Annotated in this window: 21 protein-coding genes and 1 tRNA gene; 16 read left to right on the top strand and 6 right to left on the bottom strand. The window is 44.4% G+C overall.

Annotated elements, in window-relative coordinates:
- Positions 1–18: 18 nt before the first annotated feature.
- The 4 genes from D1814_RS05290 to hemB are packed head-to-tail and all read left to right on the top strand — an operon-like array spanning position 19 to position 4,253.
- A complete protein-coding gene (locus D1814_RS05290) occupies positions 19–558 on the top strand; it encodes a hypothetical protein (protein WP_118490427.1) in 540 nt (179 codons plus the stop codon).
- Complete coding sequence (locus tag D1814_RS05285; RefSeq protein ID WP_118490426.1) at positions 559–1,335, top strand: TatD family hydrolase; 777 nt, start codon at positions 559–561, stop codon at positions 1,333–1,335.
- Between the two features lie 12 nt (positions 1,336–1,347).
- Positions 1,348–3,246, top strand: a complete 1,899-nt coding sequence (locus D1814_RS05280; RefSeq protein WP_118490425.1) for a sensor domain-containing diguanylate cyclase — start codon at positions 1,348–1,350, stop codon at positions 3,244–3,246.
- Complete coding sequence (gene hemB, locus D1814_RS05275; protein WP_118490424.1) at positions 3,243–4,253, top strand: porphobilinogen synthase; 1,011 nt, start codon at positions 3,243–3,245, stop codon at positions 4,251–4,253. Before D1814_RS05280 ends, hemB begins: the two co-directional genes overlap by 4 nt.
- Positions 4,254–4,345: 92 nt before the next feature.
- Here the strand turns inward: hemB and D1814_RS05270 are convergent, their stop codons facing one another.
- Both D1814_RS05270 and rhlB read right to left on the bottom strand, forming a co-directional pair.
- On the bottom strand, positions 4,346–5,857 hold the full coding sequence (locus tag D1814_RS05270) for a Ppx/GppA phosphatase family protein (protein WP_118490423.1): 1,512 nt from the start codon (positions 5,855–5,857) through the stop codon (positions 4,346–4,348).
- Between the two features lie 25 nt (positions 5,858–5,882).
- Entirely contained in the window at positions 5,883–7,169 is a 1,287-nt protein-coding gene (gene rhlB, locus D1814_RS05265) for an ATP-dependent RNA helicase RhlB (RefSeq protein ID WP_118490422.1), read from the bottom strand.
- Between the two features lie 100 nt (positions 7,170–7,269).
- Here rhlB and trxA (D1814_RS05260) point away from each other — a divergent pair, with 100 nt between their 5' ends.
- The 4 genes from trxA (D1814_RS05260) to D1814_RS05240 all read left to right on the top strand — a co-directional run bounded on the left by trxA (D1814_RS05260) (position 7,270) and on the right by D1814_RS05240 (position 13,499).
- On the top strand, positions 7,270–7,596 hold the full coding sequence (gene trxA, locus D1814_RS05260; RefSeq protein ID WP_118490421.1) for a thioredoxin TrxA: 327 nt from the start codon (positions 7,270–7,272) through the stop codon (positions 7,594–7,596).
- Between the two features lie 272 nt (positions 7,597–7,868).
- The gene (rho, locus tag D1814_RS05250) at positions 7,869–9,134 is read left to right on the top strand and encodes a transcription termination factor Rho (protein WP_014948094.1); all 1,266 of its coding nucleotides are present in this window, start codon (positions 7,869–7,871) and stop codon (positions 9,132–9,134) included.
- Between the two features lie 230 nt (positions 9,135–9,364).
- A complete protein-coding gene (locus D1814_RS05245) occupies positions 9,365–10,660 on the top strand; it encodes an amidohydrolase (protein WP_118490419.1) in 1,296 nt (431 codons plus the stop codon).
- A gap of 22 nt (positions 10,661–10,682) precedes the next feature.
- Positions 10,683–13,499, top strand: coding sequence for an ATP-binding protein (locus tag D1814_RS05240; protein ID WP_118490418.1), 2,817 nt, complete (start codon positions 10,683–10,685; stop codon positions 13,497–13,499).
- On the opposite strand, the gene nhaA is transcribed toward D1814_RS05240, so the two are convergent.
- Positions 13,461–14,735 carry a Na+/H+ antiporter NhaA gene (gene nhaA / locus D1814_RS05235; RefSeq protein ID WP_118490417.1) on the bottom strand — a complete coding sequence of 425 codons (1,275 nt, stop codon included), beginning with the start codon at positions 14,733–14,735 and terminating at the stop codon, positions 13,461–13,463. The genes D1814_RS05240 and nhaA overlap by 39 nt on opposite strands.
- A 276-nt stretch (positions 14,736–15,011) precedes the next feature.
- Between nhaA and purE the strand changes: the two genes are divergently transcribed.
- The 6 genes from purE (at position 15,012) to D1814_RS05205 (ending at position 19,465) form a co-directional block, all read left to right on the top strand.
- Complete coding sequence (gene purE, locus D1814_RS05230; protein ID WP_118490416.1) at positions 15,012–15,506, top strand: 5-(carboxyamino)imidazole ribonucleotide mutase; 495 nt, start codon at positions 15,012–15,014, stop codon at positions 15,504–15,506.
- Complete coding sequence (locus D1814_RS05225) at positions 15,503–16,639, top strand: 5-(carboxyamino)imidazole ribonucleotide synthase (RefSeq protein ID WP_118490415.1); 1,137 nt, start codon at positions 15,503–15,505, stop codon at positions 16,637–16,639. The genes purE and D1814_RS05225 overlap by 4 nt, the downstream gene beginning before the upstream one ends.
- Before the next feature lie 60 nt (positions 16,640–16,699).
- Positions 16,700–16,775: transfer RNA gene (locus D1814_RS05220), tRNA-Thr, on the top strand.
- A 66-nt stretch (positions 16,776–16,841) separates the two neighbouring features.
- Positions 16,842–17,423: a copper chaperone PCu(A)C gene (locus tag D1814_RS05215; RefSeq protein WP_118490414.1), complete on the top strand. Its 582-nt coding sequence runs from the start codon at positions 16,842–16,844 to the stop codon at positions 17,421–17,423.
- A gap of 187 nt (positions 17,424–17,610) precedes the next feature.
- Positions 17,611–18,084, top strand: a complete 474-nt coding sequence (locus D1814_RS05210; RefSeq protein WP_118490413.1) for a Dps family protein — start codon at positions 17,611–17,613, stop codon at positions 18,082–18,084.
- A gap of 187 nt (positions 18,085–18,271) precedes the next feature.
- A complete protein-coding gene (locus D1814_RS05205) occupies positions 18,272–19,465 on the top strand; it encodes a PQQ-dependent sugar dehydrogenase (protein WP_118490412.1) in 1,194 nt (397 codons plus the stop codon).
- A gap of 85 nt (positions 19,466–19,550) precedes the next feature.
- Here D1814_RS05205 and D1814_RS05200 read toward each other — a convergent pair whose 3' ends face one another.
- Positions 19,551–21,659 (bottom strand): S9 family peptidase, encoded by a 2,109-nt coding sequence (locus D1814_RS05200; RefSeq protein WP_118490411.1) that lies wholly within the window; start codon positions 21,657–21,659, stop codon positions 19,551–19,553.
- A gap of 284 nt (positions 21,660–21,943) precedes the next feature.
- On the bottom strand, positions 21,944–22,276 hold the full coding sequence (locus tag D1814_RS05195) for a DUF962 domain-containing protein (RefSeq protein ID WP_118490410.1): 333 nt from the start codon (positions 22,274–22,276) through the stop codon (positions 21,944–21,946).
- 254 nt (positions 22,277–22,530) lie between these two features.
- Here D1814_RS05195 and trxA (D1814_RS05190) point away from each other — a divergent pair, with 254 nt between their 5' ends.
- Positions 22,531–23,400 carry a thioredoxin gene (gene trxA / locus D1814_RS05190; RefSeq protein ID WP_118490409.1) on the top strand — a complete coding sequence of 290 codons (870 nt, stop codon included), beginning with the start codon at positions 22,531–22,533 and terminating at the stop codon, positions 23,398–23,400.
- A gap of 153 nt (positions 23,401–23,553) precedes the next feature.
- Here trxA (D1814_RS05190) and D1814_RS05185 read toward each other — a convergent pair whose 3' ends face one another.
- On the bottom strand, positions 23,554–23,973 hold the full coding sequence (locus tag D1814_RS05185) for a hypothetical protein (RefSeq protein ID WP_118490408.1): 420 nt from the start codon (positions 23,971–23,973) through the stop codon (positions 23,554–23,556).
- Between the two features lie 263 nt (positions 23,974–24,236).
- Here D1814_RS05185 and D1814_RS05180 point away from each other — a divergent pair, with 263 nt between their 5' ends.
- Positions 24,237–25,415 carry an aminotransferase class V-fold PLP-dependent enzyme gene (locus tag D1814_RS05180; protein WP_118490407.1) on the top strand — a complete coding sequence of 393 codons (1,179 nt, stop codon included), beginning with the start codon at positions 24,237–24,239 and terminating at the stop codon, positions 25,413–25,415.
- Positions 25,416–25,514: the final 99 nt, after the last annotated feature.

The raw sequence follows: 25,514 nt of genomic DNA, 5'->3' as shown, positions 1-25,514 counted from the left end.
AAAGAGAAAGGAATAAGAATGAAAACTCAACTGCTTTCTATTGCCACTTTACTGTGTGCTTTTAGTGCGACCCAAGCATACGCTGAATCTATCGGCGAAGCGATGGAAAAATGCCGTATTACAGACAATAGCCTTAAACGTCTAATGTGCTATGACGGTGTGGCAAAGTCGTTAAACCAATATGAAGGTGCTAACGAGCAAGTGAGTCAGCTTAAGGAATATAAGCCAAGCAATAGCGCGCAAGCTCGCCCACGCCCAGCTCAGGTTGGTCAACAACCCGTGCCCACAAAGCCGGAACATGAATTTGGTTTAGAGCACAAGCGCGACTTAACAAAAGCGACCTCAGAAATTGCAGTTACTATTAACGCAATTAAGAAAAATCTTCGCGATAAGTATGTGCTAACCTTCAGCGATGGTTCTGTTTGGCAGCAAACGGATCAAACCTATTTGAAAATTAAGGAAGGGCAAGCTGTTACTGTTGAACGTGGTCTTCTTGGAGCCTTTTATTTAGGGGTTGAAGGTCTAAACAAGCGCATGAAAGTGAAACGCATTAAGTAAATGCCTTGGTTCGATGCGGGCGTCAATCTGCTCGATAAGCGTTTTGACGCCGAAGAAGTCATACAACGTGCACAAGACGCCGGTGTTGAAAAGCTGTGCGTCATTACCACTCATCCCAACGAGTGGGACGCTGCCGTAGCGCTTTATGAAAAGCACCCTGATCATTGCTGCTTCACCATTGGTGTACACCCTCATAACGCCAAAGATGTCACTGAAGGCGACTACGACCGATTACGTGAACTTGCTCAGCATCAAGGGTGTGTAGCTATAGGTGAGTGCGGGTTAGACTTTAACCGTAATTTTTCTCCCAAAGATGTTCAATTAGCGGTTTTTGAAGCGCAGTTAAACCTAGCTACGTCATTGAACTTACCAGTGTACTTACATGAAAGAGATGCCTTTAACGAACAGATTGGCTTGTTAACTCAGTACATGCCGAGTTTGAAAGGGGGAATTGCCCACTGCTTTACCGGCACGGCAGAACAGGTTAAAGCGTATGTGTCATTAGGTCTTTATATCGGTATCACAGGGTGGGTATGCGACGATAAGCGGGGTGCTGATTTACGTGATGCTGTAAAGCATATCCCGCCAAACAAACTTATCCTTGAAACTGATGCCCCATATTTATTTCCAAAAACACTTCGTCCGCGTAAACGCAATAATGAACCCGCTTTTTTGCCCCATATCGCTCAGCAATTAGGCGAATATCTGCAAGTTGACACTGATAAATTGCGTATTAGCAGTTATGCTAATAGCTGTGAGTTGTTTTCTCTCAGCTAAACATAGGTTTATATGCAGACAAATCTAAAAGCGATGCGCAAGTATGATGCGGGTCTCATTCTTATCACTGCCCTTGCTGTGGTGGCATTTGCTTTAGTTCTGCTTAACCTCTCACCAGCGACAAGCCTCTCCCCTCGGTTTTCACAGTTAACCTATTTGAAAGAAACTCAAGGGGCGACACTTGATTTCAATAGTGTTGTTCAAACTTCTGCTAGTGAATGGACTCAAGTTTCATCCCCAGTAAATTTAGGAATGAACACCGATGTGCACTGGTTTTCAATAATAGTCGAGCCAACAAAAAGCAACCAAAGCCGGTTTCTCTTACATATAGATTATCCCTTGTTAGATAATTTGGATGTAGCGGTATATAGCCAAGCGGGCACTAAACCCATAGTGACTTACTCTAGCGGCGACGGACAAAGCTTTGATGATAGACCTATTGCGCACGTCAAACCCTTGTTCCCGTTACCTGACAGTGCGCAGTCTCAGCGCGTCATTATTAAACTGCAAACATCGGGCAGCGTTCGCCTTCCCATTCGTATTTGGGGGGAGACAGAATTTATAGAATACACATCAACTAGAAACTTGGTGTTAGGCATCTTTTTTGGCGTATTGCTAGCAATGGGAGTGAGTAATGCGTTTTTAACTGTCACAACTAAAAATGCGTCCTTTTTGTTTTATTCGGGTTACGTAATTAACCTAGCGCTTGTTTTAATGACGCTTCACGGTTACGGCTTTTCTTATGTTTGGCCCACAAACATTTGGTTTCAGAGTAAAGCAATTATCGTATTTGCAAACGCGACTATAATGTTTGCGGCGCTATTTACTCGTAGTCTTCTGCCTATTGAAAATTACAGTAACAAGCTTGATAACGTGACCAAAGCTATTAGTTGGGCTTGCGGCTTGAGTATTATTGCGGGTATTGTTTTGCCCTATTGGCTGATGATAAAAGCGTTTCTTCTATTATTAAGCCTTGTTGTCATTTTTATCCTAGCTCTAGGTGTGTGGCTTTCGCTTAAGCGAGAAGCCGTAGCGCGCTATTTCACAATCGCTTGGGGCTTTCTGCTAATTAGTGGTCTGTGTGCAAGTCTAGATAATGTAAATATTATCCAGCTACCTATTTCGTCTAATGACTTGTTAGTTATAGGTGGAACCGTAGAAACCTTAATATTGGCGCTGATACTGGCGATCAATTACAGCCACAGTCGTGACGACTTAATTGATGCACAGCAGTTTGCCCTTGAGCAAGAAAAACAAGCGAATACCGCTAAGGAAAATTTGTTGGAAGTGCAAAAGCGCTACCAAGATGATCTGGAATATAAAGTTCAGGAACGCACGCTCGAGTTAGAGATAACGCTGCGTGAGCTTTCTGATGTGAACCAAGAGTTGGAAAGACTTAACGCAATAGACCCGCTCACAGGGGCACACAACCGACGACACTTTGATAAACGCTTGCGGTCGGAGGGAAGGCGAAGCCGCCGTGAGCAAACGCCGTTATCACTGATCATTGTTGACGTGGACCACTTCAAAAAAATTAACGACGAATTCGGGCACGATGGTGGAGATGCGTGCTTAATTCATGTAACCAATGTCTTTCAGAAACTCATCCATCGCCCAACAGATGATTTGTGTCGCATAGGTGGTGAAGAGTTCGCCATTATATTGCCTAATACCGATTTGAACGGCGCGTACCACGTAGCTGAGAATATTCGACATAGCTTAGAAAACAGTCCACTTGAATACGAGGGACAAATGATTAAGCTAACCGCTAGCGCAGGTGTTTCTACAACCATTATCGCGGATGAAGAGCACGCGCAAAGATTATTTAAATATGCTGATGACTGCCTGTACGAAGCGAAAGCTTCAGGGCGAAACACAGTGATACACAAATACTTACAGGAAAAACTATGACGTCTTCACCTTTCCCTCTCCGTCGTATGCGTAGACTACGTGCCAAAGAGGCGTTAAGAGGGCTTGTGGCAGAGCACAGGCTAACTACGGATGATTTAATTTACCCCGTCTTTGTGTTGCCTGGTGAAAACACCAGGGAAGCCGTACCCTCTATGCCTGGTGTTGAAAGGCTTTCTATCGATTTGCTGGTTCGAGAAGCCGCAAATTGGGTAGCATTAGGTATTAGAACCATTGCACTTTTCCCTGTAACACCTATGTCGCTAAAAACGGAATGTGCAAGTGAAGCATTTAATCCTGATGGCCTTGCTCAACAAGCTATGAGGGCGCTTAAAAAGGCTTTCCCTGAAGTCATACTGATGTCTGATATTGCATTAGACCCTTTCACGTCTCATGGACAAGATGGTCTTCTAGACGAAACCGGTTATGTGATGAACGATGAAACCGTTGAGGTTCTCATCAAACAAGCTTTGTCACATGCCGAAGCTGGTGCTGACATTGTTGCGCCTTCTGACATGATGGATGGACGCATTGGCAGTATTCGTAAGGCACTTGAAGAGGCAGGCCATATTAATACATGTATTATGGCTTACTCGGCCAAATACGCCTCGGCTTACTATGGTCCATTTCGCGATGCAGTCGGCTCTGCCGCAAATATCAAAGGCGGCAACAAGAAAACCTATCAGATGGACCCAGCAAATACCGACGAGGCGCTTCATGAGATTGCCCTTGATATAGAAGAGGGCGCAGACATGGTAATGGTGAAGCCCGGTATGCCTTATTTAGATGTAGTAAGACGCTGCAAAGATGAATTTAAAGTGCCAACATTTGCCTACCAAGTAAGTGGCGAATACGCTATGCATCAAGCTGCCTTTGCGAACGGTTGGCTAAACGAAGAAGCGGTAATTTTAGAGTCGTTACTTGCATTTAAACGCGCAGGTGCAGACGGCATCTTAACCTATTTCGCACCTAAAGCTGCGGAGCTACTAGCAAAGCAAAATGGTAAATAGACGCCAAGCTTAAGTGATATCTGATTATGTATCTTAATAAAGAGCCGTGCTTAGCACGGCTTTTTTAACTCATATGACATGGGTGTGAGTGTTTACTTACACACTAGCTCACACCCAGCTTTGTGTTGTAACCAGCACTCGTTTGCTAACTCAGCATTGATTAAAGGGTGAGACTTTAGCCAGCCTTCGGGGAAAGTAAGCGTCCACTTACTGTCTTCACATTGCAGAGAAACTTCTGGGATATGTTTGTTTTGTCGGCGAAGACATAAAACCACGGCTATGCGTAATACTCGAAGCATTCCCTTTAGCATAGGGCGATAATCTTCGTGATACTTATCAAAAATTTCCGCATCAATTGTTAAACGGTGCTGCGCAACAAGATCGCGAATTGCTGAGCGTTGCAAACGAGTAAACCCCGGTAAATCTATATGACTTAGAATATATTCACCATGTTCGTGATGGCGTTTATATTCAATGTGAAGACCAATTTCATGCAATTGTGCAGCAGCCCCTAAAATAGTTTCCGTATCTAGGTGACAAATATTTTGTTGGGCACAAAGCTGGTGGCATAAAGCAAGTGCTACATGGCGAACCGAATTAGCGTGGTTTCTATCAACGTGATAACGCTGCTTTGCTTGGTTGAGCGTTTGTTGACGTCTATCATTTTCAGTAACGTTATCTAACATCCCGTAGATAAGCCCTTCGCGCAAAGCTCCGCCAGAGATATTCATATGTTTGATATTCAGCGCTTCAAACAAGCTGATAAGAATCGCCAAGCCAGAAGGGAAAATAGCTTTTCTATTGTCTTCTAAACCGTCTATATCGAGGCTTTTTATACTGCCGCATTCGACGCACTGCTTTTCCAAGTGGTACAGATAATCTAAGCGAATGGCGTCGCTGATACCCTGCGCTACCAAAATCTCGGTAATCGCTTGTGGCGTTCCCGACGCACCTAAACAATTTTCCCAGTCGAAACACAAAAAAGCACTCGATACATTATCAATCAATGCATGGGCCGCTTTTTTAGCGTTTTCGAAGTTATCTTCGGTTATGGTACCGCCCGTGAAATAGCGCTCCATAAAAGTCACACAGCCCATATCCAAACTTTTCAAGTGAATAGGTTGCATATCGTTCCCGATAATAATTTCGGTGCTGGCACCTCCAATATCAATGACTAGACTGTTACCTTGGTTAGCTGATGTATAGGCTACGCCAAGGTAAATTTGTCGCGCTTCTTCCTCGCCGCTTATCACGTTGAGCTTGTGATTAAGAATTTCTTCAGCTTTGCGAACGAAAACATGCGCGTTGGTCGCAAGGCGTAGAGTAGCCGTAGCGACTATTTTGATATTAGAAGAAGGGATATCTTGCAGGCGTTCCGAGAAAACTTGCAGGCATTGCCAGCCGCGCTCCATGCTTACATCATCAAGTACTAAGTCATCGTCTAGCCCTGCCGCTAAACGTACTTTTTGCTTAATTTTCCCTATTATTTGCACACTGCCATTAACGACGTGAACAATCACCATATGAAAGCTGTTAGAGCCCAAGTCTACGGCTGCGTAGTACTCGCCGTAGGTTTGGGCATCGTGCTGGAGTTCTGCCTGCATAAAATCTCGATTCTTATTAACTACCTTACGCTTTGTTATTGCGTTGTTGGGGTTTCCCACGACCTCTGCCGTTACCACGACGTGACGAATTGCGGTTGTTAGGCGTACGTCGTCTGCGTGGCTTGGGCGGCGTTACATCATCAAGCAGGGCACTGCGGTCATAATCGGTAACCGGGATCGCTTTTTGGATGTATTGCTCGATAGCAGGTAAGTTTAGTGCGTATTTTTCACATGCAAAACTAATTGCGACGCCGCTTTGACCTGCGCGACCAGTACGGCCAATTCGGTGCACATAGTCTTCAGCATCGTCAGGAAGGTCATAGTTAAATACGTGAGTTACCGCGTCGATATGAAGACCTCGAGCCGCAACGTCAGTTGCTACCAAGATATCTAGGCTACCCTTTGTAAAGCCTTCTAGAATCCCCAGGCGTTTTTTCTGCGGTACATCACCGCTTAGTAAGCCTACGCGATGTCCATCAGCGGTTAGCCAGTCGGTGACTTTTTCACAGCTATTTTTAGTGTTGGCAAAAACAATCGCTTTATCCGGCCACTCTTCTTCAAGTAGCGTAAGAAGAAGTAACATCTTGTCATCATCAGACGGATAAAATAACTCTTGAGAAACGCGAGTCGCCGTCGTTTGTTCTGGAGCAACCTGAACGTGAGTTGGGTTATTCATATGCTCATAGGCAAGTTCTTGTACGCGATAGCTAAGCGTAGCAGAAAATAGCATGCTTAAACGGTCGCTTGCCGGTGGCATACGGCGGAACAAAAAGCGGATATCTTTAATAAAGCCTAAATCGAACATGCGGTCGGCTTCATCAAGTACGGCAACCTGAATATTATTCAGAGTAAACACATTCTGTTTGTAGTAATCAAGAATGCGTCCTGTCGTACCAATTATAATATCCACCCCTTCTTCCAAAGTTTCACGTTGACTTTGGTAACCTTCGCCCCCATAGATCAAACCAAGCGACAATCCGGTATGCTCACTAAGCAGTTTGGCGTCGTTATAAATTTGAACGGCGAGCTCTCTGGTCGGCGCCATAATAATTGCGCGAGGGCCATTTGATTTGCTGTTATCTGCATTTTCTGCTTTGCTTAGCAAATAGTGAAATGTAGCCACCAAAAAGGCAATGGTTTTACCGGTTCCTGTTTGAGCCTGACCTGCAATGTCGTGACCTTCCAATAATGGAGGCAGTGCAAGTGCTTGAATTGGTGTACAATGTGAAAAATTAGCTGCCGTTAAGGCGTCAACAACCTTGCCGTTAATCGGCAGGTCGGAAAAATGAGTATCAGTTAAGTGAGTAGGCATAGCTTATAGCTTATCAGTGCTTGCATTAAAAAACAGTTTCTATATAACACTTATGGTCGGGCTGAGACAAATCAGCGACAGACCAATAATGGAGAAAAGAATGAGCGACAAAATTATCCAGTTATCTGACGATAAATTCGAAGCAGATGTTATCAATGCTGAAGGTCCTGTACTGGTTGACTTCTGGGCCGAATGGTGTGGCCCGTGTAAAATGATCGCACCAATCTTAGAAGAAGTTGCGACCGAGTTTGAAGGCAAGTTAACAGTTGGCAAGTTGAATGTCGATGAAAATAACGAAACTCCACCTAAATATGGTATTCGTGGTATTCCTACATTACTACTTTTCAAAAACGGTAACGTAGCTGCTACTAAAGTTGGCGCGCTATCAAAAGCTCAATTAACAGAATTTCTAAACGAAAATCTGTAATTGAAACAAAATAAAAAAACCGGTGCGAATAAAGCGCCGGTTTTTATTTGCACCACAGGTACTTGCATTTAGTTTTAGGAAAGGGCGCTTCAATTTATTTAACATTTCGGTGGTAAAACGCTGGACGTTGATTAAATATAGTGCTAACTTTTCCTTAGCGCTCATCCGAGCAGCATTCTGCTTACGCCCACATCCGGGTGATATCAAATCTAAACTAGAACAGAGTGACTTTAAGTCCTGTAAGCGAAGTTCAAGCACAAAGACCCACCAGTATGAATTTAACTGAATTAAAGAACAAACCAATAAGCGAGTTGGTTAACCTGGCCGAGGAAATGGGCCTGGAAAACATGGCACGCGCCAGAAAACAAGACATCATTTTCTCAATACTAAAGACACACGCAAAAAGCGGTGAAGATATCTTTGGTGATGGGGTACTAGAAATTTTACAGGACGGTTTCGGCTTCTTACGCTCAGCTGACTCTTCGTATCTTGCAGGGCCAGACGATATCTATGTATCGCCAAGCCAAATTCGACGCTTCAACTTGCGTACAGGTGATACAATTGCCGGAAAAATTCGTCCACCTAAAGACAGTGAACGATATTTTGCTCTGCTAAAAATTCGCGAAGTAAATTTCGACAAGCCTGAAAATTCACGTAACAAAATCCTTTTCGAAAACCTTACACCGCTTCACGCGGCAGACCGCTTGCGTATGGAACGCGGTAACGGTTCAACGGAAGATATCACGGCTCGTGTACTTGATTTAGCATCGCCAATCGGTAAAGGTCAGCGTGGCCTTATCGTTGCACCGCCTAAAGCCGGTAAAACGCTCCTTCTTCAGAACATTGCCCAGTCAATCGCTGCTAACCACCCCGATTGTGAGTTAATGGTATTGCTTATCGACGAGCGTCCGGAAGAAGTAACCGAAATGCACCGCCTTGTACAGGGTGAAGTGGTTGCATCAACGTTTGATGAACCGGCAAGTCGTCACGTACAAGTGGCTGAAATGGTAATTGAAAAAGCGAAGCGTCTTGTAGAACATAAAAAAGACGTGGTTATCTTGCTTGACTCAATAACTCGTTTGGCGCGAGCGTATAACACGGTTATTCCTTCATCGGGCAAGGTACTTACTGGTGGTGTCGACGCAAATGCATTGCACAAGCCTAAGCGCTTCTTCGGTGCTGCACGTAATGTTGAAGAAGGCGGCAGCCTAACTATTATTGCAACGGCATTAATCGATACCGGCTCTAAAATGGATGAAGTTATCTACGAAGAGTTCAAAGGTACAGGTAACATGGAACTTCACCTTAACCGCAAGATTGCGGAAAAACGTGTATTCCCAGCTATCGACTTCAACCGCTCAGGTACCCGTCGTGAAGAGCTACTTACCGCGCAAGACGAACTACAGAAAATGTGGATCCTGCGCAAAATTGTTCACGAGATGTCTGAAATTGATGCCATGGACTTCCTCATCAGTAAGCTGTCGATGACCAAGACCAACGATGAGTTTTTTGACGCAATGCGTAGACAAAAGAGCTAATTCAGACTTAGCAATAAGTTGATATGTATATAAATAAGGCGCCTCATGGCGCCTTATTTGTTTCCAAAATCACTCAGCGGCTCGCATTATACTTCTGTCTAATATTCACAGGTGGGTGAATGGGGTATTTTCAAGTGCCTGCTAATTCTTTACTGCAATTGTAGAAGCATTGGTGTGTTCTCCTTTAAGATGATTTACTCTAACTAAAAACATCAAAGGAAATAAGAGATATGAATCGGAAATTGCTCTCACTTGTATTTGCTGGTCTAGCCTCTTTCGCAGTTAGCGCTAACCCAATTAACGTTGATGAACTGGCTAACAAAGTCGAGTCAGACGTTATTAAATGGCGTCATCATTTTCATGAGTTTCCAGAACTGTCGAACCGCGAGTTCAAAACCGCTGAATATGTAGCTGATTACCTTAAAAGCCTAGGCTTACAAGTCCAAACCGGCGTAGCTAAAACCGGGGTGGTAGCAATATTGGACTCTGGCAAACCTGGTCCTGTTGTCGCGCTGCGCGCTGATATGGATGGCCTCCCAGTGAAAGAACAGAACGATTTAGCCTATCGCTCAAAGCAGGTAGGCGAATACAATGGTAAGGAAGTACCAGTGATGCACGCCTGTGGTCACGACACGCATATGGCCATGCTGATGGGAGCAGCAAAAATCCTCACTGAGATAAAAGGTGAATTAAAGGGCAAGGTGAAGTTTATCTTTCAGCCTGCTGAAGAAGGGGCGCCGGCCGGTGAAAAAGGCGGTGCAGAAGTCATGGTAGCTGAAGGCGTATTAAAGAATCCTGATGTCGATGCAATCTTCGGTTTGCATATCAATGCCAACACCGATGTGGGTAAAGTACGTTATAACGCTGGCGGTACCATGGCCGCAGTGGATCCGTTCAAAATTGTTATTCACGGCAAACAAGCGCACGGTGCTTATCCTTGGAAGAGCGTAGATCCAGTAGTCACTGCTGCGCAAATGATCATGTCCATTCAAACCATCGTTAGTCGTGAATTAAAATTGATTGACGATGCAGCAGTGGTATCTATTGGCTCTATTCACGGTGGCAACCGCTCTAATATCATACCAAACGAAGTAGAAATGGTAGGGACCATCCGCACACTTAATGAAGCCGCTCGCGATCATATTTACGAGTCACTACCCCGTAAAGTAAAAGCGATCGCAGAGAGTATGGGTGCAGAGGCAGAACTCACATTACCACTAGATTACTATTACCCAATTACGTACAACGACCCAGCACTTACCAAAGCTATGTTACCTACCATGCAGCGTACCGCTGGTGTTGAGAACACTTTACTTTCTAAACCGGTGACCGGGGCAGAAGACTTCTCATTTTTCCAAGAGCAAGTTCCAGGCTTATACGTTTGGGTAGGCGGTAAGCCGCTAGATGTATCAGAAGAAGACAGCCCTGCTCATCACACGCCAGAGTTCTACGTTGATGATGAGGGAATGAAGCTGGGCGTGAAGCTACTCACTAACTTTACTTTAGATTATATGGCGCAACACTAACGTTGGTGGCTGGAGACATGTATTGAAAATTGGCAGTAATTCGTTTTCCATTTCATGGTCTCTGGCCCTCCAAATACTGACTGTATGCGCGCTGGGCGCTGGATTAAATGCACTAAACTCACCTTTTGACAGCACTGGGATCGCCACATTTGGCATAGGAGCGGCGGTTTATGCCTCCCTTCGCTTTTCCCCTTTCATTTCAATCCCCATTGCACTTTTAATCAGTCTTCCATTGTGGCTTAACGAAGGCAGTATCGTTGGAAAAGAAAGTCTCACTCTTTTGCCAATAGTGCTTAGCTTTTTTGGCTATGACAAATCACTAAAACAAGTGATTAAAGTAGGCGCAGGCTTCTGGTCTATCGTTTTTTTACCTATTTTGCTGTTAGAGCACTCGCTCTTTGATTATGACAACGTAAATATGCTGTTCTCTGGCGTTTTAGTTACCTGGGTCAGTGGGGTATTTGGCTTGATCATTGGTCATTTTGCTTACTTAGCCATTTATGGCCTAAAGCGGCAGACTTCGAACAAGTCGGAGCGGGTCACACTTCACTTTCTCTTCGGGTATTTCTTCTCTGGGTGCTTCTTTGTTGCTTCTATGGCGGTGATATATCTGTCGGTCAGTCTGTTTCAGCTCCAACAAGAGCAGCAAATTCACAGCTATATGAGTCAGCGCGTAAAAGTGCTGGAATTTCAGCTTTCAAACTTTTTACGTCAACATCAAAATGCCATCACCACCACAGCTGCAATCCTTTCTAATAATTATTTGGAAAAAAATTTAGAAAACGCTGCTGCCAAAAATTTACAAATTGTATCTTCTCACAACCCAGAGTTTTTAACCTTTCTAGTAGCGAATGCAGATGGTGATATAACACATGCCTATCCGCCAGACATGTTGGAAAAAGCAAAACAAAACGGGCGACCCAATGTGTCCTATCGGCCTTACTTTTATGAAGTTATACGGTCAGGCGAACCATTTTTATCTAATGTTTTCCAAGGTCGTGGCTTTGGTAACGACCCAATTGTTGCTCTATCAGCACCTATTTTAGATAGTGAGGGGTCACCTAAAGGTATTGTTGAAGGTTCATTATCTTTGAAGAGCTTTCATGCCATTGATAGCCTTAGTCTTGACGGGTTTTCCATGCTTATTGAAGATCAAAAAGGTGAGGTAATTTATGCCTCTGATGCATTAGCGTTAAAGCCCTTAACCAAAGCACCGTTTTATTCATGTGAACCCAAATGTGTCAATGAAGTTGAAAATGGACCTCTAGGTAAAACGTGGCTTAGATTCACTGAAAATATCTCTTTTGCCAATTGGAAGGTTAGTTATTACTTCGATAAACGGCTTTTGATGGCATCGATGAGTAGTTATTTACTTAAAGATTTGCTGTTACTGCTGGCTTTATCTGCATTCGGGACCTTTACAGGTTATGTAGTAGCGAAAATGGTGGGGGCACCTATTCGCCGTCTTATCCGTTATATAGCCGACTTCGAACCTACCCAGAAAAAAGGGAAAAAAGCCCCGCAAAGAGCGCTCCATATTCAAGAACTATCTTCACTAAGTGATGAGTTTATGCGCTTAGAAACACGTTTATTAGGAGCCTTTGATGAGCTTAAAAAAGCGAGAGAAATAGAGCAGGGGCTAAACGTAGAACTTAATGAGTTAAACCTGTCTTTAGAAAAGCGCATAGAGGAAAAGACTGAGCATTTAGCCTTAGCGTTAAAAGAAGCTGAGGCTGCTAACGTTGCCAAAACCCAATTCCTTGCCAATATGAGCCACGAGATAAGAACGCCTATGAACGGTATTGTGGGTTCTTGTGAGTTGATGTTAGACAACGAACTACCAGAACATATTGCTGTTCGAGCGAAAACGATTTCTCGTTCGGCCACCAATCTACTCATTATTTTGGACAGCATTTTGGATTGGTCGAAAATCGAGGCAGGAAAAATGCTCTGTGATATTCAGCGCTGTGATATTCGCGAATTGCTCATTGCCTCTTGTGAACTTTATCGTCATACAGCACAGGTTAAGGGTTACGATATTGCGCTTAATATCAGTAGTCATGTACCCGATAGCTTAAATATTGATGCTGGGAAAGTTGCTCAAGTTATTAATAATCTTCTTAGCAACGCAATTAAATTTACCAACGAGGGGGAGGTTGCGGTTGACGTTAGTTACGCACATCAAGAGCTTAAAGTTTCAATAAAAGATAGCGGCATTGGTATTGCGCCTGACAAAATGCACCTTATCTTTGAAAAGTTTGAACAAGCTGATACATCAACTACACGCCATTTTGGTGGAACCGGACTTGGATTGGCCATATCCAAAGGACTGATCGAGTTGCTCGGTGGCGAGCTCTATGTAGAAAGTGAGCTGGATAAGGGGACTAATTTTACCTTCCATATACCAGCTGATATGAGTAATAGCGATATGCAAGTGCAACGTCAGGCCCCAGCAACACTCCCCAATGGTCTTCGCGTACTTCTTGCAGAAGATAATGATATAAACGCCGACATCGTGATGGACATGCTTAAATCAGCGAACATTAAATGTATTCGGACTAAAAATGGCAGAGACGCTGTTCAGGCAGAGAAAAAACATGATTTCGACCTTGTGTTAATGGACTGTCAGATGCCCATAATGGATGGATTAGCTGCATCCACACTTATCCGCAAAGAAGGTAGAAATAAAACTAAGATTAAAATTATAGCGCTAACGGCCAATGCCTTTATTGAAGATAAAAATGCCTGCTTAGAAGCAGGCATGAATGCGCATTTAGGTAAGCCTATTCGCAAGCAAGTGCTATTTGACTGTATTGCCCGTGAACTTGCTAGCGTTTGAAGCTACGTCTGCATCATCACTCGGGGCATCACTAACGAGTCGCAGTACAATGTAGCCTAAGCACGCAGACACAAGTGAGCCTGCTAAAATTCCGACACGCTCATCAAAAATTTGATTAATGCCGGTTTGTTCAAAGGCAAGTCCTCCTATGAACAGGCTCATAGTAAAACCAACGCCGCAAAGCAGCGCACAGCCATAAATATGCTTGAAATTAAGGTCGTCAGGTAACTTCGCTAGTTTAAGCTTTACCATTAGATAGCAGAACCCAAATACACCTATTTGTTTACCAACAACCAAACCAAGGAAAATACCAAAGGTTACAGGGTGGAAAATACCTTCTGGGCTAATATTCCCAAAACTAATGCCTGCATTAGCAAAGGCGAACAAAGGTAAAATAGCAAAACTCACAGAGCCATTTAATCCGTGCTCAAGTCGTGTTACAGGAGAGTATGACGCGTCTTTTTGATCCCGCATAGGAATAAAGCTAGCCAGTACCACACCCGCCAATGTAGCGTGTACACCGGATTTCAGCATAGCCACCCACAAAATAATGCCTACAAAAACATAGGCTGGGATATCCACCACATTTCGCTTGTTCATTTGCCACAGCAGGAATAAGCAACCTGCGGCAACGTATAATGCGCCAGCGGTAATGTTGTCGGTATAAAACAAAGCAATAATTACAATAGCGCCGATGTCATCGATGATCGCCAGCGTAACTAGAAATACTTTAAGGCTGGTAGGTACACGACTACCCAGTAACGCTAGAATACCCAACGCAAAGGCAATGTCAGTGGCAGCGGGAATAGCCCACCCTGCAATCGCTACAGGGTTATCCCAGTTTATGCCTACATAGATTAATGCAGGCAGTGCCATACCGCCCAGTGCACCCGCAGCAGGTAAAATAATATCTTTAGGGTTTGCCAGCTCACCTTCACAAACTTCTCGTTTAAGTTCTAAGCCTACATGAAAGAAGAACACCGCCATCAAGCCATCGTTAATCCATAACAGCAAAGGCTTATCAATAGCCCATGTGCCCGCTGAGATCTGCACTGGCATGCTGATTAAATGGTCGTAAAAGGTATCTAATGGGGAGTTGGCGATAATGAGTGCCAGTATTGTCGCTGCCATCAGCAAAATACCGGGAGCGGCCTCGCGGTTTAAGAAGTCAGAGACCACGTCCTGTACTTCTTCTATCACTTCATCAAGTACGTCCGGTTCATGCTTATCTGTCATCAATAACCTCTTGCGCCATTTAACTACTAACACCGCAAAGCTTGAAGAATAGCGGTTGTTCATTCGTGTTATAAGGCATTTTTTCTACACAAATTAATTATAGTTAATACGGAATATTAGGTTTAGATAGATCACCCCCAAACAGAGAGAGCGTTGACACGTTTGTACTTTATAGCGCTATATTTCACACCATTTACGGTGGGATTTTGAACGGTTTTAAGCTACAATCGCGGCCTTTCCAAGGTTGTCCATTTTACCTACCCCGAGGATCTCTAGATGGCAAAAGTCGCGATTGTAATGGGTTCAACTTCAGACTGGCCTACCATGCAGCAGGCCGCAAAAATGCTGAAGTCGTTTGGTGTTGAATTTGAAGCGAAGGTGGTGTCGGCACATCGAACACCTAACTTGCTAGTAGAGTTTGCTGAAGGCGCTGCCGATGAAGGTTTTAGTGCAATAATTGCTGGCGCGGGCGGCGCGGCACACTTGCCGGGAATGATTGCCGCACACACCCACTTGCCGGTGTTTGGCTGCCCGGTGAAATCAAAAGCGCTTAACGGGTTAGATTCATTGCTTTCTATCGTTCAAATGCCGAAAGGCGTAGCGGTAGGCACACTAGCCATTGGTGAAGCTGGCGCAGCAAATGCAGGTCTACTCGCGGCACAAGTTGTTGCACTGCAAGATAAGAGCGTGCGCGAAGCAGTTATCGCGTTCAGAAAGTCTCAAACCGAGACAGTACTTGCTTCAAGCAACACATTGGAGCTAGATGAATGAGAGTAGTTGTTTACGGCGCAGGCCAACTTGCTCAAATGATGTACCTGGCGGGAAGTCCATTAGGTATTGAGGTTCAAGCTGTGGACGTAAACAACGATACCGTTGTACATCCAGTTAGCAAAAGCCCACTTGATACACCATTAGCGCAAGCGCTAGAAGATGCCGATGCATTAACGGTAGAGTTTGAGCATGTACCTGAAAAACTGCTTGAAGACGCAGCGAAAACAAACAAGTTGATGCCTAATATCGACAGTATTCTTGTGGGGGCCGACCGCGTACGTGAGAAAAAGCTGCTTGAAGGTATGAAAGTAGCAAACTGCGACCACCAGGTAGTAACCAACCTTGCACAACTAGATGATTGCGTAAAGCAGCTTGGTAGCAAACTTATTCTTAAAGCTAGTCGCGATGGGTACGACGGTTACGGTCAGTGGCGTTTAAGTGATGAAGCTGACTTGCCAGCACTAAAAAGCTCGCTACAAGGCTTAGACTTAGAGAACGTGCCTTTAGTGGTAGAAAAAATGGTGGCGTTTGATAGAGAGTTGTCGTTAATCGGTGTGCGTAACGCTAATGGCGACGTAAGAACCTATCCACTTGCTGAAAACCTGCACCACCAGGGGCAGCTTCACGTGTCGGTCGCGCCAGCGACTAACGTAGATGACGCCCTCCAGGCTCAGGCTCACGATATTTTCGTGAAACTAGCTGAGGGTATGGACTACATAGGCGTGCTGGCTGTTGAGTTATTCCAAGTGGGCGACAAACTGCTTGTTAATGAACTTGCTCCTCGCGTGCACAACTCCGGTCACTGGAGCCAGTCTGGCGCCGTAACCAGTCAGTTTGAAAACCACTTACGTGCAGTTTGTGGTCTGCCCCTTGGCGATACCTCTGCCATAGGGCCAAGCGCGATGGTCAACATCATTGGTTGCAGTAGCTTTTCACGAGACTTGCTGAGCATTGATGGAAGCCATCTGCACTGGTACGGGAAGTCCGTTCGTGAAAAACGCAAGATGGGGCATATCAATGTCACCACCAATAGTTATGAAAGTTTAGGTGAAAAGCTCATGGCATTGAGCAAATATTTACCACTTGAGTACTTCCCGAAATTAGTTGGTGAAGCAACGCGATTAAAAGGTTGACACCCACGCGTTTATCGCTAGAATACGCATCCGCTGTCTAGGCAGCGGTTTTTAAAGTGTGCCGACTTAGCTCAGTTGGTAGAGCAACTGACTTGTAATCAGTAGGTCGCCAGTTCGATTCCGGCAGTCGGCACCATTTTTCTTTTTTCCTATGCCAAACTTACGTACACTTGCTTACGAATATTCATTCGGAGCATACGGTATGTCACTTTTTTCCAAATCGCTTAAACCGTTAGTTATCCTTACTGGCTTATTTTCTTTAAGCTTGTCTGGGACTATTTCCGCCCATGGCAATGATCATGATAACCACCACAAGCTAAAAGAGCAGCATAAGCACACTACTAAGCAAACTGACGTTATGGTGATGAATGGTTACGCCAGAGCAACCTTTGCCTTGGCAAAAACCGGCGCAGTGTACTTTACTCTACATAATCAAAGTAAAAGCGATAAAACGCTGCTATCTGTTTCCGTACCCCAAGGTATAGCAAGTGATGCGCAAATCCATACAACGGTTATGCAAGAAGACGTCATGAAAATGCGTGAGTTAACTGAAGGGGTTAAGGTAAAAGCGGGTCAGATGGCTACGTTCGAACCAGGTGGCCGTCACGTAATGTTGTTAGGGCTAACCAAAGGGTTAGAAGAGGGGAGTGATATAGCGCTAACGCTTAAGTTTGACGATGCGAGCGAGACCAAGGTAAGACTGCCTGTTAAAAAAGAGCCGTCAGCTAAAAAAGAGCCGTCAGCTAAAAAAGAAACGGGTGATGGCCATCATCATCACCATTAGTCAGGCATCTCAAACAAAACGCATCAGGTCATCGATTAATACGATGAAAGCAATTAACTAAACCGTTAATCTAAATCAAAAATTTTAGAGTATTATTAAACTATATTATTAAGACCTAGGTTTTTGATGACCAATGAACTGGTTTCACGAAAATCTCTAAAAGGGTTTCAACGTTAAGGAGTGTGACATGAGCAAGATTGATATTGGTATTTCTGAAAGCGATCGTAACGCAGTAGCAGAAGGCCTGAAAAAGCTATTGGCCGATTCTTACACTTTATACCTTCAAACGCATAACTTCCATTGGAATGTAGAAGGGCCGCAGTTCCGTGAACTGCATCTTATGTTTGAAGAGCATTACACTGAGCTTGCAGAAGCGGTAGACGAAATCGCAGAGCGTATTCGTACTCTAGGTGTTTCAGCGCCGGGCACATATAAATCGTTCGCTGAGCTTAGTTCGATTGAAGAAGTAGAAGGTGTGCCTGAGGCCAACGAAATGGTTCGCTTACTAACTCACGGTCATGAGCAGGTAGTGAAAACGTGCCGCGAATCATTAAAGCTAGCGCAAGATGCTGACGATGAATCATCTGCAGCGCTAATCGGTGACCGCATGCGTGTTCACGAGAAAACAGCGTGGATGCTTCGTGCAACGCTTCCAAAATAAATACGGCGCCGTGGTGAAGGTGGTTCGCATCGTTTAGACGACAAACTAACTTTATCGCATTAGCGAGTAAAACTATCACAAAGGGTACAGCAGCGCTGTACCCTTTTTTGTATACTGCTATAACTTAAAAAATAATAGAAGAAGTCTGTGCAACTAAACGCAGCTTCTGTAAAAGAGGCGTCTAACGATGAAACCACAAAGCACTTTAGCAGTTAAGTTCAAACCCATAAGCACACTAGCGCGCCCAATAGCGTGCGCAGTAGCATGTGCAATGGCGCTAACGGTAAGCCAATTTGCCCTAGCTCATGGCGATCATAAACATGGCGAAGCGCATGAAATTACTGACAACGATATAACCGTAACCACGCTTGCTGAAGGTTTAGTGCATCCATGGGGGATGGTGTTTTTACCCGATGGCGACTTGCTGGTAACTGAACGAGCGGGTGGTATTCAACGTTTGTCAAAAGACGGGAAATTGTCGGGGCGCCTAAATAACGTACCTGATGTGGTGGCGCAGAACCAAGGTGGTATGTTAGACATTACCATCGACCCAGACTTTGCCAGCAACAAAACGATTTACTTCTGTTACAGCAAAGAGAGCGAGACAGAAGGCAAACCTGGCAGCAGTAGTAGCGTTGCAAAGGCCACGCTTACTGATTCAGGCCTTGAAAATGTTGAAGTTATCTTCAGTGCAGACTCTATTGTTGATAACGGCTTTCACTTTGGCTGTCGCTTAGCATTCGATGCCGAAAAACATTTGTACGTAACCATGGGCGATCGCTATAAGTACATGAAAGAAGCGCAGAACACCGATAACCACTTTGGTAAAATTGTGCGTATCAACCGTGACGGCAGCGCAGTAGAAGATAACCCATTTACTGATGGCAATGCCCCTGAAATATACAGCTATGGTCACCGCAATGTCCAAGGCGTAACTATCCATCCAGAAACTGGCGCAGTATGGGCAATGGAGCACGGTCCGAAAGGCGGAGATGAAATTAATATCCTAGAGCGCGGTGCGAACTACGGTTGGCCAGAGATTACTTATGGTATTGACTACAGCGGCGATATCATTAGCGATAAAACCCATATGGATGGTATGAAGCAGCCTTGGTTGTACTGGGACCCGTCTATTGCACCAAGCGGCCTAACCTTCTACCAAGGCGACATGTTTAAAGAGTGGAACGGCGATATATTAGTGGGTTCTTTGAAATTTACCCACCTTCGCCGTATCAAGGTAGAAGATGGAAAGCCGGGAGAGCAGTTCGAATATGTACGCGACAATCACGACCGTATCCGCGACGTAGAAGTGGGTCCAGATGGTGCTATTTACTTATTGACCGACGCCCCTAATGGAAAAGTACTAAAGCTCACCAAATAGGGTCAATGTTGAAGAAAAGAAAGGCGTCACTTCATTTACTGAAGGGCGCCTTTTTTCTTAAATAGAGCTAAGAATTTAATCCGCTTTACTCGCTGTCTTTGTCTTTCTTGTAGCGTTCAAACCACGCCACAATATTTCCCACTTTTTGAATCAAACGAGAAGGGCGGCTTGCGATGCCATGTGAAGCCCCAGGAATGCGTACCATCGCCGCATCCACACCTTGCAGTTTCAAGGCTTGATAGTATTGCTCGGTTTCACTAATAGGGGTGCGGTGATCGGCTTCGCCGGTTAGCAGCATGGTTGGCGTTACTACGTTACCCACTAAACTTAGCGGGCTGCGCTTCCATAGCTTATCGGCAATGTTCCACGGCATATCAGCCATCCAATATTGGCTAAAGTAAGGATACGCATCGGCCGTCAACGAAAAGCTCATCCAGTTGATAACGGGTTTTGCCACTACAGCTGCACTAAAACGCTCAGTTTTACCAATAGACCAAGCGGTAAGTGTACCGCCACCTGAGCCACCGGTAATAAATAAGTTCTCAGAATCAACATAGCCTTGTTTAACAACAGCGTCTACCACATCCATCAGGTCGTTATAGTCTTGTGACGGGTAGTTATGGTGAATCAGATTACCAAAGTCTTCACCGTAAGAGCTACTACCCCTTGGGTTAGACCACACCACTACATAGCCCTGCGCGGCCATTAGCTGAATTTCCATGGCAAAATGAGGGCCGTAGGCTGCGTGTGGACCGCCGTGAATTTCTAATATCAGCGGGTATTTTTTGCTGCTATCGAATCCTGGCGGCAATGCAATCCAAGCGTCGATAGGTAGCTCATCAACACTTGAAACTACCGAAAGGTCTTGCACTTCTGCCAACGTCTTATGGCCAAGTGCGTCGTTATTTAAATCGGTAAGCTGTATATCATCTTTACCTTTTCTGTAAAGCGCTAAGTCGCCCGGCATGGTGCGACTGGCAGTAGTATAAACGATGTCCCCTTTTTCACTAACTGCAAAGTCACCTGACGTGTAAGGGCGTCCAAAGGCCTGACCGCCAATGCTCACGTTGATAGTTTTTACATCACCTTTAAGGTTCACTGCAGCAAGCTTAGTCTCTCCATGATCAAGGTAAGAGAAAATTAATCCGCGACTGTCTTTACGCCACGTGAACTTACCTAAGCTTCTATCTAACGATGTAGTTAAGCGAGTAATATCACCACTTTTAAGTTCTAGTACAACGATGTCACCGTTTTGATATGAAAGCTTTCTGTCGTTAAGTTGGGTAAACGCAAGGTATTTACCGTCGGGGCTTAAAGTTGGTCTGCCTTCAGGCCCTTCAATATTGGTAACTTGTTCAACTGACGCTGTGCTTACGTTCACTTTGTAAATATCGCCAGACAAAGGGTGCAGCGCATAGTCTTCTCGCTGCGCAGTGGCGAAATAAATCCAGTCATTGTCCTTAGAAAAGGCTAGGGTACCGCCGCTTGGGAATTTCCCCGTTGTTAACTGACGCGGGGTACCGCCATCGACAGGTAAAACAAAAATTTGGTCGAAGCCTTCACGTAAGTAGCCTCTGCCGTCACCTCTATACTGCACCGCATCAATATACGAGCCTTTATCAGCCCATTTTGCTCCTTTAGGTTTACTCGGCATACCGGTAAACAATGGCTTTTGCTTTTCTTCAGTAAACTGGGTAAAGGCTAAGGTTTTACTGTCGTGAGACCAAGTTAACTGACGCGGTGTTTCGCTGGTATTGGTTAAACGCACTGACTGCATAGTGTCTAAGTAATAAAGGTGGATCTGTGCACGGCCGTTGACCGATTTTGTATAAGCCACCATCTTACCGTTGGGCGACAAAGTCGCCTGTGACAAGTTCTCGTCTACTCCAATAAACGGGCGATGCTCACCTGACTTAATGTTTACCTGCCACAATCGACTTTGTCTTCCGTCAGTCATGATATCCATGCTTTGACGAGAATAAATAACCGTTTCCTTATCAAGGAATTGAGGGTTAGTGACATATTCCAAGTTAAAGGTATCTTCGTATGTTAGCGCATTTACGCTATCTGAATCAGAGCCAGAATCTTGCAATGCACTGGCTTGGCTTATACCTAAAACTAACAATGATAATGCTGTCGAAGTAGCCAACAGGCCTTGTCGCATAGGGCGAAGGGGGAAACGAGACACAAACATGTTTGTTCCTTTTGTTATTCTTTTTGCGCTAAGCGCGATAGGTAGTGTGTTCTCAGTTATGCTTTAACCTTAACTTTACGGTTAGTTTAGTAAACTGTGAACCTTATTCTAACCATATCGCTTTCGTTTCTGGTATGTAAAGCGTGTGCGGTGAAGGGGCTGGATTGTCCGTTAAAAGTGCTTATCCCTACGTAAATCGCAACACATTCCGCAACGCATAATAACGCGGGGCGCTAGCAACGGGTGTTGTCGATATAAACGTAGGGCTAGCCTTTGTGAAATCGTTATGAGCCTTTAAGACTAATTTTGCCTACAAGAATATCCTTAAACATAACCCAGTCGCCCATCAAGCTATAAAGGGGGTGTTTAAATGTAGCGGGGCGATTTTTTTCAAAAAAGAAATGACCTACCCAAGCAAAGCCATAACCTACTAGCGGAATAAACCATAGGAGCGACCAGCTCGCCATATATATTGCTAGTGCGATAACGCTAAGAACTAGCCAAGAGCCGATAAAATGAAGCGTGCGGCAAGTGCCGTCTTTATGCTCATTTAAATAAAACGGGTAAAACTCTTTGAATGAAGCAAACTGAGTGTCTGTGCTGGTTTGTGTAGTCATAAAACCCTCTCGGCCAAATTTTATAAAAGTAGGGTGGCTTAATAATAAAGTCACACAATAGCGCGGTTTTACACTACATTAACATTCATGATAGAAAGAGATTGTCGTGAAAGCGACAAATGCGAAACGGCTTATTTTTCGGAAAAAGAGTATGCCTTCTTTTTTTTGAAGCTAAAGATAACTTCCGTTAGCCTTGTAATTTTCCAGCGCCTGCCCCATATTCCTCTCAATACAAGAAATTAAAGGCCTGCGTTATGGAAAATCTCGTTGCGAATAGCCAAGCAACCATCGTAGATATTACGGTAGAAAACTTTCAGCAAATTATTGTAGAAGCATCGCAAGAAAAACTGGTGCTTATCGATTTTTGGGCAGATTGGTGCGAACCCTGTAAAGACCTAATGCCCATTCTGGAAAAGCTTGCAGGTGAATATAGCCAGCATTTGATTTTGGCCAAAGTTGATTGCGAAGCACAGCAAGAAGTAGCTGGACAGTTTGGTATTAGAAGTTTACCAACCGTTATGGTTGTGCAAAATGGTCAGCCTGTTGATGGCTTTGCGGGTGTTCAGCCAGAGCAGCAAATTCGCGAAATGCTAGATAAATATCTACCTAACCCGGAAGACGATTTACTGGCTGCTGCGGGTAAAGCGATTCAGCAAGGTGAGTATGCAGAGGCACTACCCGCGGCAAAAGAAGCCTTAACGCTTAACCCTGATAACGTAAACGCTAAGTATATGCTTATTGATTGTTACGTTGAGACTGGCTCTATCGATGCAGCTAAAGCTTTGCTTGAAGAGATTAAGCTGGTGGATCAAGATTCTCGTTATAAGAGTTTGGCAGGGAAAATTGAACTTGCAGAACAAGCGGCAGATACGCCTGAAATACGCCAGCTTCAAGCGGCGGTAGAGGCAAACCCCGATGACCTGCAGCTTAAGGTGGACTTAGCTGTTCAGTTGCAGCAAGCAAACAAAGCACAAGATGCACTAGAACTTCTTTATACTGTATTAAAGAAAGAACTTGGCTTTGGCGATGCCAGAAAGTTAATGATGGATATGATGAACGCACTCGCTGACGGCGACCCGCTTAAGTCAGAGTATCGTCGTAAAGTCTATAGCTTGTTGTACTAAGCTTATTTGGGTTTTAGCGTTCACCATAACGCTAAAACCGTCGCCTTAGGCTAAAAAACAAGCTGCATGGTTAGTGGAGCTGGCTTTTACAACTAACCCCAATAGGTGTGAAAATAAGCGTATTTTCGGGTCGATAATGGTGTTCGTTAAAAACTAGCGAATAGGTGAAAACCCTTCTTCATGCAGCCAGTTAAGCGCCTCAAAGTATTTTTCAAAGTACTCCCGTTCATAGTTGTTTGTTTCAAAGTCACGTTGCTTGGAAGGATGGGTGCGTTCTAGCTGAGCGCGCTTGACCATTCCGCTATCTAACACATACGCTGAGCGAGTAAGCCCCTTCGAAATATTCACCTTTATTGCATCCGCTAAGCGGGTCTGACATTCAGGCGTAGATAATACCCAACGGCGTCCGTCCATTAAGGCGGCCCAAGGCTTATTGTTGAACCTATTAATAAGCCCATGCATTTCCTCTATAAAAAATTCTGTTGTTTTAAGGTTCCACGCTCCGGTAGCAAACACTTCAAGAACGTTACCTGAGATATCCAATGAATAATTTCCGTATTTAGGGAAACGCATAAAGTACCTTTAATATGTGTCTGCGTGGAACAGATGGAACTTGCTAACTAGACCTACAAAACAACTTACCTCTATAGGGTATAGCAGAGTTTTTCAATTTTGCAGTGGGTGTATGTATATAAGAAATATCGTTAAGCGCAATGATTTGGGCAAAACTATTTACACCTAATTTGTAAATAAATGTTTTGCTGTAGGTGCAGATTTATGCGAAATACGTCGAAGTTTGATAGGGTTTAAGCGGTTTTTATATTAGGCAACAAAGCATGGCATATCAGCAGTTCTATACGGGTTTTCTCAACGCCAATGAAGGCAAACAGCATTATGCGTGTCATAGTCATTATTTTTGGCCAGACTGCACACGCGAAGCAATGCTCAACTATTGGGATGACAGTGCGAAATACGTAGACGAAAAATGGGGATATTTTTTCCAAACTTTAGTGCCGGAGCTGCAACAGCGCATTAGCAACATACTGAATACTGGTGCGCCACAGCAAATCGTTTTTGCGCCAAATACTCATGAGTTGCTTTATCGTATTATGAGCAGCATAGAAAGTGCTGCACCTTATAAAGTGGTGTCGACAGACAGTGAATTTCACAGTTTTCAGCGCCAAGCGAGTAGACTAGAAGAGCAGGGGGAGATAGAACTTATAACCGTACCTACCAAGCCCTATAATACCTTTGCTTCACGCTTTAAGGCCGCTATTACCGAACACAATCCTGAGCTAGTTTTCTTTAGTCAGGTCTTTTTCAATTCTGGTTATGTGGTAAGTGACGTTGCAGATATTGTACGTAGTGTAACTAACGACAATACTCTCGTAGTAGTTGATGGTTATCACGGCTTTATGGCAAAGCCTACTGACCTTTCCGATATTGCACATCGTATTTTTTATCTTTCGGGCAGTTACAAATACGCCCAGGCGGGAGAGGGCGCGTGCTTTGCCCACGTGCCGGTGGGGTGTAAGCTACGACCTACGTATACCGGCTGGTTTGCAGAGTTTGGCGAGTTAGACAAACCCCGAGAAATGGGCGGTGATAACAACGTGCAATATAGTCTAGATGGTATGCGCTTTGCCGGTGCCACTATGGACTTTACCGCGCTATATAGATTGAGAGCTGTGCTTCGCATGTTTGAAGAAAATAGTATTGATGTAGCAGTAATCAATAGTTACGTAATGAGCATGCAGCGTACCTTTCTAGAGAAACTTGCCACCTGCAACCATCCCTTGCTAAACGAAAAACATCTAGTCGTAAGTGATGAAGCAAACCGGGGGCATTTTCTTACCTTCGAGTTAGATAATGCCGATGTAACAAAAGCCCTTGCCTCAAAGCTCAAAGCACACCATATTCTTACTGACTTCAGAGGCAACCGGTTACGTTTTGGTTTTGGCTTATATCATACGCCCGAATATATTGATTTATGCGCGCTGTCGGAAATACCTTAAAAGGTAGCTTAAGTCGACACTAGAAAGCCAGCACAATATGTCGCGTAAAACGTGGCAAAATCTTAACGATATACTTATTAACAGCTCATGACTTTAAGG

It is taken from the genome of Alteromonas sp. BL110, assembly GCF_003443615.1.
Classification (GTDB): Bacteria; Pseudomonadota; Gammaproteobacteria; order Enterobacterales; family Alteromonadaceae; genus Alteromonas.
This window is presented reverse-complemented; position numbering and strand designations above follow the sequence as displayed.